Source organism: Celeribacter sp. (assembly GCF_048261515.1).
GTDB lineage: Bacteria > Pseudomonadota > Alphaproteobacteria > Rhodobacterales > Rhodobacteraceae > Celeribacter.
This window is the reverse complement of the sequence record NZ_JBLXFZ010000005.1, coordinates 119709-137772: the sequence shown is the minus strand read 5'-3', so window position 1 is coordinate 137772 and position 18064 is coordinate 119709. Positions and strand designations below refer to the sequence as shown.

The following is an 18064-nucleotide window of genomic DNA, read 5'->3' as shown; positions in this document are numbered from 1 at the left end:
ACTGCGAATGGACTTAGCAAGGAGAAAGATCGAAATCGGTTTGTGTGGTTGGCGCTTGCGAGGATTGCTCTGAAACGCTTGAATGCAAACGCGTATTACGAGGAGGAAATATGTCAAATCTTGTTGCCGTTTTTTTAGACAAAGTCACAAAAATTTATTCTACGGGGGCCGCGACAGAACACTCGTACCGTTCGGCCATTGAGGATTTATTCTCAAACCTGAGTGACACCATTTCCGCACTCAACGAACCTAAGCGGGTAAAATGCGGCGCACCTGATTTCATCATCCAAGACGGCGACATCGTCATTGGCCATGTTGAAGCAAAAGACCTGCACATTGGTCTGCGCGGCATGAAGGATGCGAACAAAAACCAACAAGATCGTTACCGAAAAGCGCTTTCAAATCTTATATACACCAATTGCCTTGATTGGGACTTCTATCGTGACGGCGAACTCTATGCCTCTGTGACAATCGCTGATTTCGTCATGGGCATTCAGCCCAAACCGGATCAATTTGATACCTTTGAACACCTCCTGCGGGACTTCATCGCACAACGTCCACAAACGATAACCTCGCCCAAAAACTTAGCCGAGCGCATGGCGGGCAAGGCTATTTTGATCAAAGACGTGCTGCAAAACGCTTTGCTCGAAGATGAGGACAAACAAACCGAATTGGCAGGGCAGTATCACGCGTTCAAAGAACACCTGATCCATGACATTACCCCAAAAGACTTCGCGGATATTTACGCCGAAACCGTCGCCTACGGCATGTTTGCGGCGCGTCTACACGACCAAACCCTCGATACCTTCGATCGCCACGAGGCGCTCGAACTCCTGCCCAAATCAAACCCGTTCCTGAGGTCTCTGTTTGGTTATATCGCGGGGCATGACCTCGACGAGCGGATCAAATGGATCATCGACGACTTGGCCCGCGTGTTCCGAGCCGCCGACGTTGCCAAACTCATGGAGAACTTCGGTAAGCTCACAGGGCAAAACGACCCGTTCCTGCACTTCTATGAGACCTTCCTCGCCGCCTATAATCCCGCCAAGCGCAAGGCGCGCGGCGTCTGGTATACGCCCGAACCTGTGGTGAATTTCATTGTGCGCGCGGTCGATGACGTACTCATAAACGAATTTGGCCTCCCCGACGGCCTTGCCGACACGTCGAAAATCTCGATTGACTGGGACACGGGCCAAGTCGCGCGCAACAAGGACGGCACACTCTCCAAGCGCGGCAAGAATGTCATCATCAAGAAAGACGTCCACCGCGTTCAAATCCTCGACCCTGCAACGGGAACTGGCACTTTCTTGGCCGAGGCGATTAAGCAAATCGCCCCCAAGGTTAAAGACGTAGCCGAGGGCATGTGGTCGCCCTACATCGAGAAAGACTTAATCCCGCGCCTGCATGGCTTCGAGCTGCTCATGGCTTCCTACGCGATGTGCCACATGAAACTGGATATGATCCTGACCGAACTGGGCTACAAACCCACAGGCACCCCGCCGCGCCTTGGGGTCTACCTGACCAACTCGCTCGAAGAGGGTGAAGCCGCAAACCAATCACTCCCCTTTGCGCAATGGCTGTCCAATGAGGTGAAGGAGGCAAACACCGTCAAGCGCGATATGCCGATCATGTGTATCATGGGCAATCCGCCGTATTCGGGTATTTCAACCAACAAGGGTGAATGGATCACGAACCTCATTGACGACTACAAATACGTTGATGGCGAACACTTTGGCGAGCGCAAGCATTGGCTGAATGATGACTACGTAAAATTCATTCGGATGTCTGAAAATCTGATTGAAAAGAACGGTGAAGGCGTGCTGGGCTTTATCACCAACCACGGCTACCTCGACAACCCGACATTTCGCGGGATGCGCTGGCATTTGATGCAAACATTCGACAAGATTTATGTGCTGGATCTGCATGGGAATGCCAACAAGAAAGAGGTCACACCTGAAGGCAAACCCGACAAGAACGTTTTCGACATTCAGCAGGGCGTAGCAATCATCATTGCTATCAAGAAAACCAAAAAATCCCAAAAAATGGCTCAGATTTTTCACGGTGACCTTTGGGGCGCGCGAAGCGCAAAGTATTCCGAATTGAACTCTGCAACATTGGCAAAATTCGATTTCGATCAATTAGAATGTGCCCCCCCACAGTACGCATTTGTTCCACGCGACAATCGACTATCCACGGAATATGAAAGGGGAATTTGTCTTGCTAATTTCATGCCTCAAAATGTTACAGGGATTGTCACTGCAAAAGATGGGCTTGTCATTGATTTTTCTAAATCTGAATTGACTGATCGAATTTCAGCGTTCGCCGATCCTACCAAGTCTGATGACCAAGTTCGATCCGAGTTTTTCCCGAATAAAAAGGCGGGAAAATACCCTGCTGGTGATTCTAGGGGATGGAAGCTTCCAGAAGCGCGAACTCAACTCCAAGCCAGTGTTTGGAGTGATGACATCCAAAAAATGACTTATCGCCCGTTTGATCAGCGTTGGATATTGTACCGTCCGGATATGGTAGATTGGGGCCGCTTCGAGTCAATGCCACACCTACTTCGAGAAACAAACTATGCAATGATCTTTTCACGGCAAGCGGTCAGAACGGGCGCACCTCCAGTAAACGTTTTGGTATCAGCGGACATTTTTGACAACCGAGGCGTCTATAGCAACAAGGGTATTGCGCAGGCTGCACCCCTCTACCTCTACCCCGACGAACAAGATCTCGATCAAACACGTCACGTGAACTTTGATCCCAAGTTGTGGAAGAAGCTCCAAGCCAAGGCCAAACATCCGACCCACGGCATCCCAGACGAGGTGCAGACCTTCGACTACATCTACGGCGCGCTGCATTGCCCCGCCTACCGCGAGACCTATGCGGAGTTTCTCAAAATCGACTTCCCCCGCATCCCGTGGCCCGCGACACCCGATGAATTCTGGGACGTCAGTGTCAAGGGCGCGCAGCTACGCAAGCTCCACCTCATGGACCCTACAGCAGTGGGCAAAGCACCCTATCCATTCAAGGGCGAGGGTGACGGTGTTGTTGGCAAGCCGGAATTCAAAAACGGGCGCGTCTACATCAACGACACCCAGTATTTCGATGCCGCCTCAGAGGTGTCGTGGGGCTTTTACATCGGCGGCTACCAGCCCGCGCAAAAGTGGCTCAAAGACCGCAAGGGCCGCGCTTTGTCTTTTGACGATGTGAAACACTACCAGAGCATTCTGAAAATCTTGTCGGAAACGGATCGGATTATGAAAACGATCACGATGGATCTGGGCGCTGCCAAGAGTGAGGAAAATAATGTTTAAGTGGATATGGAAAATAGTCCTCGTCGTCATTGTCGGCGTTGTCGGCTATGTCGCGTACGATAGCTACAGAAGCGGCTATTTCAACCTGCCCGACTTCGATGAAAACTCCTACGCCATTTCGTTCAAAAGCGGTCTACGCGGCATTGTCGTCGATCCTGACATTCCTGAACAAAACCTGAAACAGTCAGATTTTTTTAGGCGTCTACACTTGGTAGATAAAGAAAGGCGTTACCTCGGCGTGCCGTTTGATGTTCCTGCATGGTTTGAGGATGCTTGGGCCATTTGTGAGACGCCAAGCGGCGAACAAATTGAATGGGTGGACCAAACAATGCCCGAGAACTGGGCGCAGTCGCTCAGCGGCGCGCGTCTTGATGCATTCTGCACTCTACAAGTCGATGGTAAAGTAATGCCCCGTGGCCTGATCTATTCTGTCCCTAGACTTTAGCGGTTCCACCACGAGGCACAACGAGCTGCGCCGCCGTATCCAACAACTCCCCAAAAGCACCCCAAGCGTACAAGAACTGGAGGTCGCGAAATCGGAGGGCGCTGGGCTCGTCAAAGCGTAGTACTAATCGCAAAAGGAGCATTGGCTTGGCTGGCTTGCCGAATAGGAGAGCAAAGGAGATTGTCGCCGCAACGAGGCAACCAGTCTTCAAGACGGGTTCTATGCATAGAGCTTTGTGTGTTGCCCAACTTGGCCACGCTTATGTGAGTGCAATAAGCGTCACACAGAGAGACGCATGTCGCTTTAGAGCCATTCTTCGGCTGTTCCCGTGGGACAGAGCTGACCTACAATTTCTGGAAGCAATGAAGTGGCGGATACTTCGTATTTAGCTGGGGTTTGTGTCGCATTGTAGATGCGGTGTTTCATGCGACGAGTTAGTAGTCCCTCCACTTTCCGAATAGATTTATTTTCCAATGCGGAACAAGCCCAGACACGTCATTATAGTGCAGCATGTCAATTCAATTTCAAAATCGCTTTACGCACGTATTCGATTCACGAACCTAGTGCTTGCAAGCTAAAATTGGGAGAATGGTTTCTGAGAGCTGAATTAGGGTTTCTTTCCGCGGCTTTCCTCGGGTTGGCTTCGCTACGGTCCCCGACGATAATTCGGCAGAAAAAATTTGAATGACCCTTTATGGCCTGTGATGAGGGGCGAGGCATGGATGGAAGTTCAGGTGCGCCGTTTTTGGGGGCGGGGTGCGCTTCGCCCATATGAAAAGGGGGTGGGTGGGGCGGCTCGCTTCGTGCCTGCATGTCCCGCATGCCGATACATTTAAGCGGGTTGGATTACGGTGCATGATCCAACCTTAACTCTTGAGTTGCTGCGACAGTGGGGTAGTCGCCTGCGCTATCAGATCGCCAATCGGGCAATCGTTGTGCGGGCGCACTGCATGCTGGCGAGCTTCCTTCCTTCGATCTGGTCGCGCCACAAGGCTCCTTCGACCCATTTAGCCCTTCGAGTGCGCACCAAGCCTCGCCTCTCACCTATCGGAGCTTACCTCAATTGAGGGCTGCGTGATTGTCGCTCTGTCTTGAGGTTTCGCTACAACGTGGGTGGGTTCTGCATGCTCAGGGTGTAGTTATGGGTTTGTTTTTTTAACGAAAACGCGGTTGAAACTCCAAGGGCATTGTTTCGTATGCCACGTTCCTATGCCTCCCGCTACGCAGTGAGGGGATTTGTCCTCACTCAGAGCGACTTGGCCTAGTCTCTTAGCGTGTGCGCTTTTCTTTAAACCGGGCTCGATTTGAGGCGTAAGGGCGCCGGGCTTCTATTAGCTCTATGCATAAGGTTTGGCACCAGAGAGCGGGTGTTCTTGCGTTTGGAAGGCGGTGCATCTCCACCAGCATACCAATGTATCCGTCCGCACTTCCTGCAGCAGCTTTTACGTCCTTTTGTTCTAGTCCCAGTTCGACATGCCGCCGCCGGAGTTAGTTAACAAGCTTGGCATAAGGATCATAATGGGCGTCTTCCGATACCGTAGGATGCGGTTTGGGAGGTGGGCCTAACGAGATAGGTGGAAGCGAAAAATGCGCGCTGCAGTTCGGTGCACAGCAACGTAATGAGATTGCCTCTGGCGAAACTTGCCCAACGCTCCAGCCGCAGCGCTGCGCGTATCTAAACCATTCTGAAAGTGTCATGATGAAGCAGCGCGTTACGAGCTGCCTGTCAGCATGATGCTGAGCGTGACCGGATCACAAATATGTGTCAGCTTTTCAAGCGCTCCGGCAGAATTCCAGCGAGGGCTGTAATTCCGCCGAGTTTCTTTTCGCAGTGCACAGTGTCGAGTTCGGTCAAGGTGTCTTCGAGCAACGGGGAGAGCTCGCGGCATTGTAGTGCCAAGTGGTAAATTACTTGGTCAGGAGGCACTTGCGGGCGGGGGGTGGACATTCGGATCTCCATTTCCCTGTTCGAGCGCCATGAGAGGCCGCGGATTCTTTCGAGAAATCGGAGATTGGGCCGCAGGCGAACCGTCTGCCGAAGTGTGGGAAAGATGATGGGAAGAGAATGCAGCGATCCGAAAATTGCTATAGTTTCAGTATCTTGATGTGAGGGTATGGTAGCGGAGGAGGGACTTGAACCCCCGACACGCGGATTATGATTCCGCTGCTCTAACCAACTGAGCTACTCCGCCGAAGTGCCGCGTAGGTAGACGCTCGCGCGCGAGGGGTCAAGAGGGAAATTGGCGCTTTTCGAGAGGGAATTGCGGGCCTGCGCGTGTCGGCTGCTTTGACGGGCCGTAATCGGTTTTGTTGACGGTTTCGATCCGTGGGTCAAAATCAGTGATTCACGCCGCGTGCGAAACGTTTTAGGCTCGCGCGGACATCAATAGCGAGGCGCAGATGACGGCGGGCAAGTGGGACTTCTGGATTGATCGCGGCGGGACGTTTACGGATGTAATTGGACGTGCGCCTGATGGTGTGCTGCATAGTCACAAGCTACTCTCCAACAACCCCGAGCGTTACCGCGACGCCGCCGAACAGGGTATTCGCGACCTTTTAGGATTAGAGAAGGGCGAGCCTATCCCTGAGGGGCGGATTGCGTCGGTGAAGATGGGGACAACTGTTGCCACCAACGCACTTCTTGAGCGTAAGGGGGAGCGGGTTCTGTTGCTCATCACCCAAGGCTTCGGCGACCTGCTGCGCATCGGATATCAGACGCGGCCCGACCTTTTCGCGCTCGACATCAAACGGCCCGATCTTCTGTATGACCGCGTGGGCGAAATTCCTGAACGCCTCGCCTCTGACGGATCAGTTGTGACGCCGTTGGATGAGGCCGCGACCCGTGCGGCGCTGCAAGGAGCCTACGACGATGGTATCCGCGCAGCGGCGATTGCCTTTCTGCACGGCTACCTCGAACCCGCGCATGAGCTGCGTGCCGCGGAGATTGCGCGCGAGGTCGGCTTTACCCAAGTGTCCACGTCGCATGAGGTCTCGCGCCTGGCCAAGCTTGTGGCGCGTGGAGACACCACCGTTGTCGATGCCTATCTTTCCCCCATCCTGCGGCGCTATGTTGCGCAGGTGGCGGAGGCGCTCTCATTGGGGTCATCCTGCGAGCGGCTTTTGTTCATGCAGTCGAATGGCGGGCTGACCGATGCGGAGCTTTTCCAAGGGCGCGACGCCATCCTGTCAGGGCCAGCGGGCGGTATCGTCGGCATGGTGCGCACGGGTGAGGCGGCGGGATTTGATCGCCTGATCGGCTTTGACATGGGCGGCACCTCGACGGATGTGAGCCACTACGCGGGGCTCTACGAGCGGTCATTCGAGACAGAGGTCGCGGGCGTGAGAATGCGCGCGCCGATGATGGATATCCACACGGTCGCGGCGGGCGGCGGGTCGATTTGCTCTTTTCGTGATGGACGGTTGCAGGTCGGGCCCGAAAGCGCGGGTGCCGACCCCGGACCCGCCGCCTATCGCCGTGGCGGGCCGCTGACTGTCACCGATTGCAACGTCTTTCTGGGCAAACTCTCGCCCGACCATTTCCCCCATGTTTTTGGCCCGAACGGAGATGAGCCGCTGGACGTGGAAGCGGTTGTGCGCGGCTTCGAGACCCTGACGGAAGAGATCAACGCCGCGACGGGGCAGGCGCTTTCCGCGCAGGAGGTGGCCGAAGGGTTCCTGCGGATTGCCGTCGACAATATGGCCAATGCGATCAAGAAAATCTCTGTCGAGCGCGGGCATGATGTGTCTGGCTATGCGCTGCAATGTTTCGGCGGCGCGGGCGGGCAACATGCCTGTCTGGTTGCGGATGCTTTGGGGATGCGCCGCGTATTGATCCATCCGCTCGCGGGGGTGTTGTCGGCCTACGGGATGGGGCTTGCGCAGGTCAGAGCGATGCGTGAGCAGCAGGTGGATTTGCCGCTTTCCGAACTTGAACGGGCCGCCGAGATTGCCGCGCGTCTGGAGGCGGAGGTGCGCGAGGAAGTGGCCGCGCAGACCGTTGCCTCGACGCGCGTCGTGACACGGGCGCACCTGCGTTATGACGGGTCGCATCAGACCTTGGATGTGGCTTATTCGGATGCGGCGACGATGGCGGAGGACTTCCACGCGGCGCACCGTGCGCGTTTTGGTTTTGCCCGCGAGGGGCGTGACGTGATCCTCGATATGATTGCTGTGGAGGCTATTGGCGAGACGGGGGAAAATCCCGCCTCCGTGCCGATGCCTGAGACCCCTGCGGCGCCTCGCGCCACGCTTGATGTGCGCGCGACGGGGTGGGGGCGTGTGCCGCTCTATGCGCGTGAGGACTTGCCGCAAGATGCGCGGATCGAAGGACCAGCGATCATTACCGAACCCACTGGCACCAATGTGATCGAGCCGAACTGGACCGCGCAGGTCGATGCGCTTGGCAATCTCGTTCTGACCCGCAACGCGGCGAAGGGCGAGGTGGCGCGGGCGGATACCGAGGCCGATCCGATCCTGCTTGAGGTGATGTCCAATCTCTTCATGTCGGTGGCCGATCAGATGGGGGCAACGCTCGCCAACACCTCGTGGTCGGTGAACATCAAGGAGCGGTTCGATTTCTCTTGTGCGATCTTTGACGGGGCGGGTGATCTGGTTGCCAATGCGCCCCATGTGCCCGTGCATCTGGGGTCCATGTCGGACTCTATCCGCACGGTGATCCGCCTCAATCCTGACGTGCAAGAAGGCGATGCTTTCGTGCTGAATTCGCCCTATCGCGGTGGGACGCATTTGCCCGATGTCACTGTTGTTACACCAGTTTTCGTGCCTGAGCTGGGGGATAAGCCTGCCTTCTGGCTGGGGTCGCGTGGGCATCACGCCGACATTGGCGGGCGCACGCCCGGATCGGCACCGCCCGACAGTCGCACGATTGAGGAAGAGGGCGTGTTGATCGACAACGAGCGGCTTGTCACGCGCGGGGATTTCGAGGAGGAGCGGATGCGTGAGCTTCTGTCCTCTGCTCGCTATCCCGCTAGAAACATAGAACAAAACATCGCGGACCTTCAGGCGCAGGTGGCGGCGAACGAGACGGGGAAAACCGCGCTTCTTCAAGTGGTTGAACGCTATGGGGCGCAGGTGGTTGCCGCCTATATGGACCATGTGCAGACCAATGCGGAAGAGGCTGTGCGCGGGGTGATCGACCATTTGTCGGACGGGGAATTTACATATCCGATGGATGACGGGTCACAGATCAAAGTGGCGGTGCGTGTGGATCGCAAGGCGCGGCGTGCGACGGTCGATTTCACGGGCACAAGCCCGCAGCACGCGGGTAATTTCAACGCGCCGCTGTCGATTTCTCGCGCCGTAGTTCTCTATGTTTTCAGGACGTTAGTGGGCAAAAACATCCCGCTCAACGAGGGGTGTCTGGCGCCTTTGGATATTGTGGTTCCTGAAGGCTCCATGCTCAATCCGCGTGCGCCTGCAGCCGTTATCGCGGGCAATACGGAGGTGTCGCAGGCGGCGTGTAATGCGCTGTTCGGGGCGCTGGGGGTGATCGCGGGGAGCCAAGGGACGATGAATAATTTCGTCTGGGGCAACGCGGATTTCCAGAACTACGAAACCATCGCGGGCGGCACGGGGGCGGGGCCAAATTTCGACGGTTGCGACGCGGTGCAGAGCCACATGACCAACACGCGCATGACCGATCCAGAAATTCTGGAGGCGCGTTTTCCTGTGCGTTTGCAAGAGTTTAGCATTCGTCGCGGTTCGGGCGGTGACGGCGCACATCACGGCGGTGACGGAGCGGTGCGCCGCCTTGAATTCCTTGAGCCTGTGACCGTCACAACGCTCTCGTCGCACCGTGTCGTTGCGCCCTTTGGTGTGGGTGGAGCGCAGGGTGGGGCGGTTGGTGTTAACTATGCGATCATGCCCGATGGGACGCGCGTAGACCTCAAGGGAAACGACGAGATTGACCTGCCCGCAGGCGGTGTTTTCGTGATGGAGACACCTGGTGGCGGGGGGTATTCCTGAAGCGAAAACCCGTGACGGACATGCGTCGGCTATGTGTCGGACATCTGTCGGACCCCTGCGAGCGTTGCGTTCAGGGTTTGGCGGAGGCTGACGCGCTCAGGAAATGATCCACGGGGCGTCGAAGACATGCTCTTCGAGGTTCGGGGTCTCCCCGATCCTGTCGACCACCGCAAACAGCCCGTTACCCGCCAGCGGCGTCAGCACGCCATGCCATGTTCCGCGATGGAAATTGATCCCCTGCGCCCCGTTGGTCACAAATGCCTTCGGCGTGGCGTCGGGGGCATCGGCGACGATGACCAGAAACGGATCGGCGGACATGGGGATGAAGGCCTGCGACCCCTCGGGGTGTCGCTCGATCAGATCGAGCGTATAGGGCAGAGCCCGCAGGGTGGCGTGGAAGATCGAGATGCCGACACGCCCGCCCGTCTGTTCGCTCACGTCGATGGTGGCGCGGTCGTGGTATCGACCGCACTGGCCCGCGTTGATGATCTTGTCGGCCTCGCCCCGCGCGTCGAGCACATCGCCATAGGGCGCGAAGGCCTCGACGGTGAGTGGCTCTATGGAGACGCGGCGGCTCATTGGCGCGGCCCGCCGAGATCAAGGGACACGTGGCGGTTCACGTCCTTGTAGAGCAGGTAGCGGAACGGTTCGTCCCCCGTGGCGATACAGGCCTGCGGGCAGAAGGCACGCAGCCACATGAAGTCACCCGGTCCGACTTCGACCCAATCCTTGTTGAGCAGGTAACGCGCGGTGCCTTGCAGCACGTAAAGCCCGTGTTCCATCACATGGGTCTCGGCAAAGGGAATGCGGCCACCCGGTTGGAAGGTCACGATATTGGCGTGGAAGTCGTAGCGCATATCAAACGGGTCGAAGAAGCGCTGCGTCGCCCATGCGCCGTTGCTGTCGGGCATCGGCGTGGCGGTGATATCGCTCTCGTGAATGACGAAGGCTTCGAGCGGGTTGAGGCTTTCGATGCGGTTGTAGCGTTTGCGAATCCAGTGGTAGCCGCAGGGGGCGTCCGAGGTGTTCCAGATTTCCCAATGGGCGCCCGCAGGGATAAAGGCGAAATGCCCCGCCGTGAGGGTCTGACGCGCGCCGCCGATGGACAGGCGCACTTCGCCAAAGGCGACGAAGATGGCCGCCTGTGCTTCGCGGTCGGGTTCGGGATCGGCGCAGCCGCCACCGGGGGACAGTTCCACGGCATATTGCGCGAAGGTTTCGGCAAAGCCCGTCAGGGGGCGTGCCAGCACCCACATGCGCATCCCGTTCCATCCGGGCAGGAAGGAGGTGACGATATCACGTTGGGTGTTCGCGGGGATCACCGCGTAGGCTTCGGTGAAGACAGCGGTGCCTTCGGGGTTTTCGTTTTGACCGGGCAAGCCGCCCGGAGGAAACGCATAGGTCATATTAGGTCTCATTTCACGCCGAACAACTCGCGCAGGCGGTGCCAAGCGATACGTTCCACTTGGGCGCAGGCCGCGTCAAATTCGGTCTCTTTGGAGTGCTCCAGTCGGGCGTGGAACGCCGCGAGGATCGACTCCTTGGTATTGTCTTTCACCGCAATGATAAAGGGGAAGCCGAATTTTTCGGTGTATTGCGTGTTGAGTTTTTCAAAGGTGGCGCGTTCCTCGTCGGTGAGCGCGTCGAGACCTGCGGAGGCCTGTTCCGAGGTGCTCTCAGGTGTGAGCCGTTTGGCGGCGGCGAGTTTGCCCGCCAGATCGGGGTGGGCGGTCAATACGCCGAGTTTGGCCTCATGCGAGGCACGGCGGAAGGCGCGGCAGAGCGCGGAGTGGGTGCCGATCCATGTGTCATGTGCGGGCCCGAGTTCGAGCGCGTGGGCGTCTTCGGCCACCCAAGCCGAATGTTCGAAGATGCCGCCGAATTTGGCCACGTAATCCGCTTTCGACATTTGCGAGGGGCGCTCAAGGCGGCTGTGCGGATGGGTCTTTGCCCAATGTTCGGCCACGTCGATACGGCGCGGGGTCCAGACATCGTCGAAGCCCTTGATGTAGTCGATGAACTTTTTCAGCCCCGCGAGTTTCCCAGGCCGTCCGATGAGGCGGCAGTGCAACCCGATGGACATCATTTTGGGCGTGTGTTCGCTGCCTTCGGCGTAGAGCGTGTCGAAGGCATCGCGCAGGTAGGTGAAGAACTGCTCGCCCGTGATGTAACCCGGTGCGGTGGCGAAGCGCATGTCGTTGGCTTCGAGCGTGTAGGGGATGATGAGCTGGTCGCGGTCGCCGACTTCAAGCCAATAGGGCAGGTCGTCGTCATAGGTGTCGGAGATGTAGTCGAAACCGCCTTCTTCGGCGACCAGACGCACGGTGTTCTCCGAGCAACGGCCCGTATACCAGCCGCGCGGGCGGGTACCTGTGACTTCCGTGTGCAGGCGGATGGCCTCGGCAATCGCGGCGCGTTCTTCGGCTTCGGGCATGTCCTTGTGTTCGACCCACTTCAGCCCGTGAGAAGCGATTTCCCAATCGGCCTCCTGCATCGCGGCGACCTGTTCGGGGGAGCGGGCCAGAGCGGTGGCCACGCCGTAGATCGTGACGGGAATATCCGCGCCCGTGAACAGGCGGTGCAGACGCCAGAAGCCCGCACGTGCGCCGTATTCGTAGATGCTTTCCATGTTCCAGTGGCGCTGCCCCTGCCATTGGGCGGCACCCGCGATGTCGGAGAGGAAGGCCTCGGAGGCGGCGTCACCGTGAACCACGCAATTCTCGCCGCCCTCTTCGTAGTTGAGCACGAATTGCACCGCCACTTTCGCCCCGTTCGGCCACTTCGGATCGGGCGGGGTGGCGCCGTAGCCTTGCATGTTGCGGGGGTAGCGGGGCGGGGTCGTGGTCATGGGTGAGATCGCTCTTTTTGTTGCTGAAGGAAAGGGCAGTTCCCCTCCCTTGTAGCTGACGCGGCGCGTTCATTCCAATTCATTGATTGCGAAAAGTCGCCGATTGCGACAGCCTAGGCGGGAACAGCCGCGTGAAAGGGCAATTAAATGGCAGAAGGCTACCTGACCACACATGTTCTCGACACCGCAAAAGGCGTGCCCGCGTCAGGGTTGCGGATCGAGTTGTTTCGTCTTGAGGGCGAGGGGCGCGTGGCGTTGGCCGAGATGACGACCAATGCCGATGGGCGCACCGACAGCCCCATTTTGCCGAAAGAGGCATTTTCGACGGGCACCTACGAGTTGGTGTTCCATGCGGGCGACTATCTCGCCGCGACGGGGCAGGCGGGTGATGCGCCGATGTTTCTCGATGTGATTCCGATCCGCTTTGGCATCAGCGACGAGGGCGCGCATTATCACGTGCCGCTTCTGCTGTCCGCCTTTGGCTATTCCACCTATCGCGGGAGTTAACATGTTGCTCTACCCTGTTCTTCTTGAATGGCTCGAATTCGCCGTGCGTTGGCTGCACGTGATCACCGCGATTGCGTGGATCGGGTCGTCTTTCTACTTCATCGCGCTTGATCTGGGACTGCGCTCGCCCATCGACAAAAACCATAAGGCGAACGGCGAGGCGTGGCAGGTTCACGGCGGGGGGTTCTACCACATCCAGAAATACATGGTCGCGCCCGAGCGGATGCCCGAGGAGTTGACGTGGTTCAAATGGGAGAGCTATGCGACGTGGCTGTCGGGCTTCGCGCTGATGATCCTGACCTACTATCTCGGCGCGGAACTGCTCCTCGTTGACCCCAATGTGCAGGACATCCCGCCATGGGTGGCGGTGTTCATCTCCGTGGCTTCGCTGGTCTTTGGCTGGGTGCTTTACGACACGATCTGCAAATCGAAATTCGGGGAGGACAACACGCGGCTGATGATCCTGCTCTACATCATCCTCGTGGCGATGGCGTGGGGCTATACGCAGGTGTTCAGCGGTCGTGCGGCCTTCCTACATCTCGGCGCTTTCACTGCAACGGTGATGTCGGCCAACGTGTTCCTCATCATCATTCCCAACCAGAAGATCGTGGTGAAAGATCTGATCGCGGGACGTGCGCCCGATCCCAAATACGGCAAGATCGCCAAGCAGCGCTCGACGCATAACAACTACCTGACGTTGCCCGTGCTGTTCATGATGCTGTCCAATCACTACCCGCTGGCCTTCGCCGCCGATTACAACTGGCTGATCGCGGCATTGGTGTTCCTGATGGGTGTGACGATCCGCCATTTCTTCAACACGATGCACAAGCACGAAGGGATGCTGTGGTGGACGTGGGGCGCGACGGCGGTTCTCTTCGCGGCGGTTATCTGGCTGTCCACAGCGGGTATCTACGGGCAGGATGATGCGAGCGAGGATGTCAGTGCCATTGGCCCCTACTCGCAGCGTTTTGTCGCGGCAGCAGGCTTTGACGAGGTGCACGAGATCGTCACCTCCAATTGCTCCATGTGCCATGCCAAAGAACCCGCTTGGGAGGGAATGGCCTCCCCGCCCAAGGGTGTGCGTCTGGAGACACCTGCGCAGATCGCGACTCATGCCAAGGATATCTGGATGCAGGCGGGGGCAACCGATGCGATGCCGCCCGTTGGCACCTACATGACGCTTGACGACGACAGCCGCGCGGCGATCCGTTCGTGGTATCAGGCGGGGCTGGAGCAGCCGCGCCCCGAGTTCAAACTCTGGTAAAGGACCAGACGGTTTCCTGACGGTAGGTCTCGCCCGCGCGAAGCACACAGGACGGGAAATCGGGCTGGTTCGGCCCATCGGGCCAGCGTTGCGGCTCAAGCGCCACGCCGCAGAAGGGGCCATAAGGTTTGCCGTTCAACCCGACAAAGGGCGCAGAGTTCTGCTCGCCTGCATCGTAGACCTGTAGCCCGGGCTCGGTTGTGTCGATCCGCATGGAGACACCGTTCTGACCGGTGAGCGTGCAGGCGTGATAGAGCGTGCCACTTTCGGCGGGAGTGTCTGCGAGGCACAGGTTGTGATCAACCCGCGCGGTCGTCCCGCCCAGCCCGCGACCCGCGCGGAAGTCGAAATCGGTGCCCGTGACATCGGCAACACCCGTGGGGATGTTGGCTTCATCGACGGGGGTGTAGCGGTCGGCGGGGATGGTCAGCGTTGCCGTGTCCGCGCTCGCGTGTCCGTCGAGATTCCAATAAGAATGGTTGGCGATATTGATAAGCGTATCGCCGTCCGTCTCCGCCTCGATCACCATGCGCAGGTGGGCGGGGGCATCCACGGAGAACCGCGCGCGCAGGCGGCGGTTGGCGGGGAAGCCTCCCTTGCCGTCTTCCAGATCGAGCGTCAGGACCGCTTCGCTTTTCGTCAGGCTCTCCACGGCCCAGATCTCGGTATGCAGCCCCTCACGCCCACCGTGCAGGCAGGTCGTGCCTTCGTTGGCGTCAAAGGTGAGTTCGCGCCCGTTGAGCGTGGCCGTGGCGCCTGCGATACGGTTTGCCACAGGGCCGACGAGCGCGCCGAAATAGGCCAGTGGCCCCTCGTAGGCGGCAACTTCGCGCGCGCCGAGCGTGAGGCTGTGATCGACGCCTTTTAGGCGCACGTCATGGAGCGTGGCGCCGAGCGTGAGGATGGTCGCGGAAAGATCGCCCGCGTGGAGCGTCAGCGCCTCCACTGTGCGCCCGTCGCGGGTCTTTCCGAAGGATGTCCTCATAGGATGACGCGATGCTCCTGCTGGCCTTTTACGTCTGTCTCGATGGCAAAGGTCTGGCCATGCGCGGCGGCGTCCTTGTCCAGCCCGTCAGCGGCGGAGGTGACGAAGAGTGTGGTGCCATCGGGGCCGCCGAATGCGGGGCATGTGGTCTGGCTCGCGTCTACGGAGAGATGGCGCAGCTTGGTTCCATCGGGGCTGTATTGCGTGACGCCCCATCCTTCCCACTTGGCGTTCCACAGATTTCCTTGCGCATCCACGACCGCGCCATCGGGGTTTTCCGCATCCTTGATGAATGGGTGGGGATCACCTTCGGGCCAACCGTCAGCATCCAGTGCGACACGCATGATGGTTTGTGTGGCTGTGTCGGCGAAATAGGCGGTGCGGCCATCGGGGGCGAAGCAGATCGCGTTGGAAATTGAAATGTCACCGAAAAGCTTGGTTAATGCGCCATCGAAGTAGCGGTAGATCGCGCCCGCTTTCGGTTCTGCGTTCTTGCCCATGGTGCCGATCCAGAAGCCTCCCTGCGGGTCGGCACGGCCATCGTTGGAACGAGTCGCATCGTTGTCGGCTTCTAATGCGCAGACAAATTCGGTCTCCCCCGTATCGATGTCGAACTTGGAAAGGGCGGTTTCGGATGCAATGAGCAGGGTGCCGTGGTCGATCCATCCCGCGGCGGAAACAAACTCGTCGAACTGCCATTCCATCTGTTCCCCGTTCTCGACGGTCAGCAGGCGGTGTCCGATGATGTCGAACCAGAAAAGCTGGCCGCGTTCGGGGTGCCACAGCGGGCCTTCGCCCAATGCGCAGGCGCGGGTGTCATAGGTGGATGCGGTCATGTCGTGGCCTCGTCATATGCGGCCACCGTTTCGCGTGCGCGGGCTGCGACGTCGGACACGGTCATGCCAGGTTTGTAGAGGGAGGAACCCATCCCGAAGCCGTCCGCACCCGCAGCGATCCATTCGGACATATTGCCCGCGTCCACACCACCCACGGCGTAGACCTGCGTTGTTTTGGGGAGCACGGCACGCACGGCCTTGAGACCATCGATGCCGAGTTTGAAGGCGGGGAAGATCTTAAGGCCATCGGCGCCTGCGTGGAGGGCGGCGAACATTTCGGTCGGGGTCAGCACGCCGGGCCAGCTTTGCATACCATGTGCCTTGGTCGCGGTGATGATCTCGGGGTTGCAGTCAGGGGAGACAACGAGTTTGCCGCCCGCCGCGCGGACCTGTGCCACGTCCGAAAGCGTCAGCACTGTGCCCGCGCCGATCAACGCCGTGTCGCCAAAGGCGTCGGCCATGCGGCGGATGCTCTCGAAAGGATCGGGCGAGTTCAGAGGCACTTCGATCCGCGTGATGCCGTTCTCGATCAGGGCGGCGGTCACGTCGCAGGCCTCGTCGGGTGTTACGCCGCGGATGATAGCGATGAGAGGGCGGCCAAAGTCGGTGTCACTCATGAGGATGCTTTCGAATTGCGATAGGCGGCGGTCAGGCCAGCCAAGGTGAGTTGGGTCACATCAGCGCGCTGGGCGGTGATGCCTTGAGCGTCGAGCGCGGTGGCGTAGCGGTCGCACAGGCGCGCATCCCCGACCAGCGCCACGTTCTGGCCCAGCCAATAGGGCTTTGCGGCGGCGATCTCGGCGCCGATGAGGTAGCCCGACAGGCGGGCGGTGGCTTCGGCGGTCGATTGCGTATCCACAAGCCCGCGCGCACGGATGCCGAAGAGTTTCGAGGCGAGCTTCTCGGGGCGTGACAGCGTGTCGGAGAGCGCCTCGGCAAAGGCTGCGTCGTCCCATTGTTCGCTATCGATGGAATGGCGCAGAACGGTATGGCCCGAGAGCGCGGCGAACATCTCGCCCGTCATGAAGGTCTGGAACGAGACGATCTCGCCCGCGCTGACATGCGCCCATTTCGTATGGCTTCCAGGCAGGCAGATGACGCCGTCGAAATTGGGATGGAGCGCGTGGAAGCCCGCGATCTGGGTCTCCTCGCCGCGCATGACATCGGCGGGGTTTAGTTGGCTCACGCCGCCAAGAATGCGCACGTCGATGCGCGGGGAGGCCGTGGCGACAGGGGTTGTCGCGGCGGTTTCGGGTTTGCATGGAACGGCTGCGTAGCCCGCATCGGCCCAGCCCTGCGCCGCGCCAGCCATGCCGCAGACCACGATGCGGATCGGTGTGGCGCGCGTGTCGAGCCAGTCGGCGATGAGGGTCATCAGGGTGGGTTCGAACTCGTTGCGCTCAAGGCGGCCCATGCCCTGATCGGAGCGTATCTCGGCAAGCGCTTCGCCCGCCTCCGACATGGCCCAGACGCGCAGCGACGAGGTGCCCCAATCCACGGCAATCCAATCGGCGTTTACAACCAAGGCACTCCTCCCAAAGCGCGGACCGCGAGGGCCCAGTCAAAAGTCATATCTTTTGTAGTTGTTATCAACGCAGGCGGGTGGGATTGCAATGTGCAACTACGCGGATCAGCTCCGCAGCTCGGCGGGGTAGCCCGCTTCTTGCAAGGCGTTGAGCACGGCGGCGTTGCCTGCGGTCGAGCGCACCTCGATCTCGCGTGTTTCCATGTTGGCGTCCACTTCAACGCCATCGTCAACGGCCTCAAGGGCTTCGGTGATCGCGGCGGTGCAATGGGCGCAGCTCATGTCGGGGACGGAAAATATGGCCATATCGGGCTCCTGTCTGGCAATGGTTCGCGCGTCATTTGCGCGTGGGGCG

Annotated in this window: 13 protein-coding genes and 1 tRNA gene; 5 read left to right on the top strand and 9 right to left on the bottom strand. The window is 59.0% G+C overall.

The features are described from left to right. Positions 1-110 precede the first annotated feature (110 nt). Both ACN0SC_RS10540 and ACN0SC_RS10535 read left to right on the top strand, forming a co-directional pair. Positions 111-3314 carry a type ISP restriction/modification enzyme gene (locus tag ACN0SC_RS10540; RefSeq protein ID WP_417249643.1) on the top strand — a complete coding sequence of 1068 codons (3204 nt, stop codon included), beginning with the start codon at positions 111-113 and terminating at the stop codon, positions 3312-3314. Continuing rightward, on the top strand, positions 3307-3759 hold the full coding sequence (locus ACN0SC_RS10535) for a hypothetical protein (protein ID WP_417249642.1): 453 nt from the start codon (positions 3307-3309) through the stop codon (positions 3757-3759). Before ACN0SC_RS10540 ends, ACN0SC_RS10535 begins: the two co-directional genes overlap by 8 nt. 2115 nt (positions 3760-5874) lie before the next feature. On the opposite strand, the gene ACN0SC_RS10530 is transcribed toward ACN0SC_RS10535, so the two are convergent. Beyond that, positions 5875-5951, bottom strand: a tRNA-Met gene (locus ACN0SC_RS10530). A gap of 208 nt (positions 5952-6159) precedes the next feature. On the opposite strand from ACN0SC_RS10530, the gene ACN0SC_RS10525 reads away from it, so the two are divergent. Beyond that, the gene (locus ACN0SC_RS10525; RefSeq protein WP_417249641.1) at positions 6160-9744 is read left to right on the top strand and encodes a hydantoinase B/oxoprolinase family protein; all 3585 of its coding nucleotides are present in this window, start codon (positions 6160-6162) and stop codon (positions 9742-9744) included. Positions 9745-9840: 96 nt separating this feature from the next. On the opposite strand, the gene ACN0SC_RS10520 is transcribed toward ACN0SC_RS10525, so the two are convergent. From ACN0SC_RS10520 to puuE, 3 genes are read right to left on the bottom strand one after another with little or no spacing between them, the layout of a single operon-like run. After that, positions 9841-10323, bottom strand: coding sequence for an ureidoglycolate lyase (locus tag ACN0SC_RS10520; RefSeq protein ID WP_417249640.1), 483 nt, complete (start codon positions 10321-10323; stop codon positions 9841-9843). Further along, positions 10320-11150: a bifunctional allantoicase/(S)-ureidoglycine aminohydrolase gene (locus ACN0SC_RS10515; protein ID WP_417249639.1), complete on the bottom strand. Its 831-nt coding sequence runs from the start codon at positions 11148-11150 to the stop codon at positions 10320-10322. Before ACN0SC_RS10515 ends, ACN0SC_RS10520 begins: the two co-directional genes overlap by 4 nt. A gap of 8 nt (positions 11151-11158) precedes the next feature. After that, entirely contained in the window at positions 11159-12592 is a 1434-nt protein-coding gene (gene puuE / locus ACN0SC_RS10510) for an allantoinase PuuE (protein WP_417249638.1), read from the bottom strand. A gap of 147 nt (positions 12593-12739) precedes the next feature. Between puuE and uraH the strand changes: the two genes are divergently transcribed. Continuing rightward, positions 12740-13099 carry a hydroxyisourate hydrolase gene (gene uraH, locus ACN0SC_RS10505; RefSeq protein ID WP_417249637.1) on the top strand — a complete coding sequence of 120 codons (360 nt, stop codon included), beginning with the start codon at positions 12740-12742 and terminating at the stop codon, positions 13097-13099. 1 nt (position 13100) lies between these two features. Beyond that, complete coding sequence (locus ACN0SC_RS10500; protein WP_417249636.1) at positions 13101-14363, top strand: urate hydroxylase PuuD; 1263 nt, start codon at positions 13101-13103, stop codon at positions 14361-14363. Here the strand turns inward: ACN0SC_RS10500 and ACN0SC_RS10495 are convergent. From ACN0SC_RS10495 to ACN0SC_RS10475, 5 genes are all read right to left on the bottom strand, one after another. Next, positions 14350-15348: an aldose epimerase family protein gene (locus ACN0SC_RS10495; RefSeq protein WP_417249635.1), complete on the bottom strand. Its 999-nt coding sequence runs from the start codon at positions 15346-15348 to the stop codon at positions 14350-14352. The two genes, ACN0SC_RS10500 and ACN0SC_RS10495, sit on opposite strands and share 14 nt — an antisense overlap. Next, positions 15345-16184 carry an SMP-30/gluconolactonase/LRE family protein gene (locus ACN0SC_RS10490; protein ID WP_417249634.1) on the bottom strand — a complete coding sequence of 280 codons (840 nt, stop codon included), beginning with the start codon at positions 16182-16184 and terminating at the stop codon, positions 15345-15347. Before ACN0SC_RS10490 ends, ACN0SC_RS10495 begins: the two co-directional genes overlap by 4 nt. Next, positions 16181-16801: a 2-dehydro-3-deoxy-6-phosphogalactonate aldolase gene (locus tag ACN0SC_RS10485; RefSeq protein WP_417249633.1), complete on the bottom strand. Its 621-nt coding sequence runs from the start codon at positions 16799-16801 to the stop codon at positions 16181-16183. The genes ACN0SC_RS10490 and ACN0SC_RS10485 overlap by 4 nt, the downstream gene beginning before the upstream one ends. Then, a complete protein-coding gene (locus tag ACN0SC_RS10480) occupies positions 16798-17709 on the bottom strand; it encodes a 2-dehydro-3-deoxygalactonokinase (protein ID WP_417249632.1) in 912 nt (303 codons plus the stop codon). The genes ACN0SC_RS10485 and ACN0SC_RS10480 overlap by 4 nt, the downstream gene beginning before the upstream one ends. Before the next feature lie 105 nt (positions 17710-17814). Beyond that, a complete protein-coding gene (locus ACN0SC_RS10475) occupies positions 17815-18015 on the bottom strand; it encodes a heavy-metal-associated domain-containing protein (RefSeq protein ID WP_417249631.1) in 201 nt (66 codons plus the stop codon). Positions 18016-18064 lie beyond the last annotated feature (49 nt).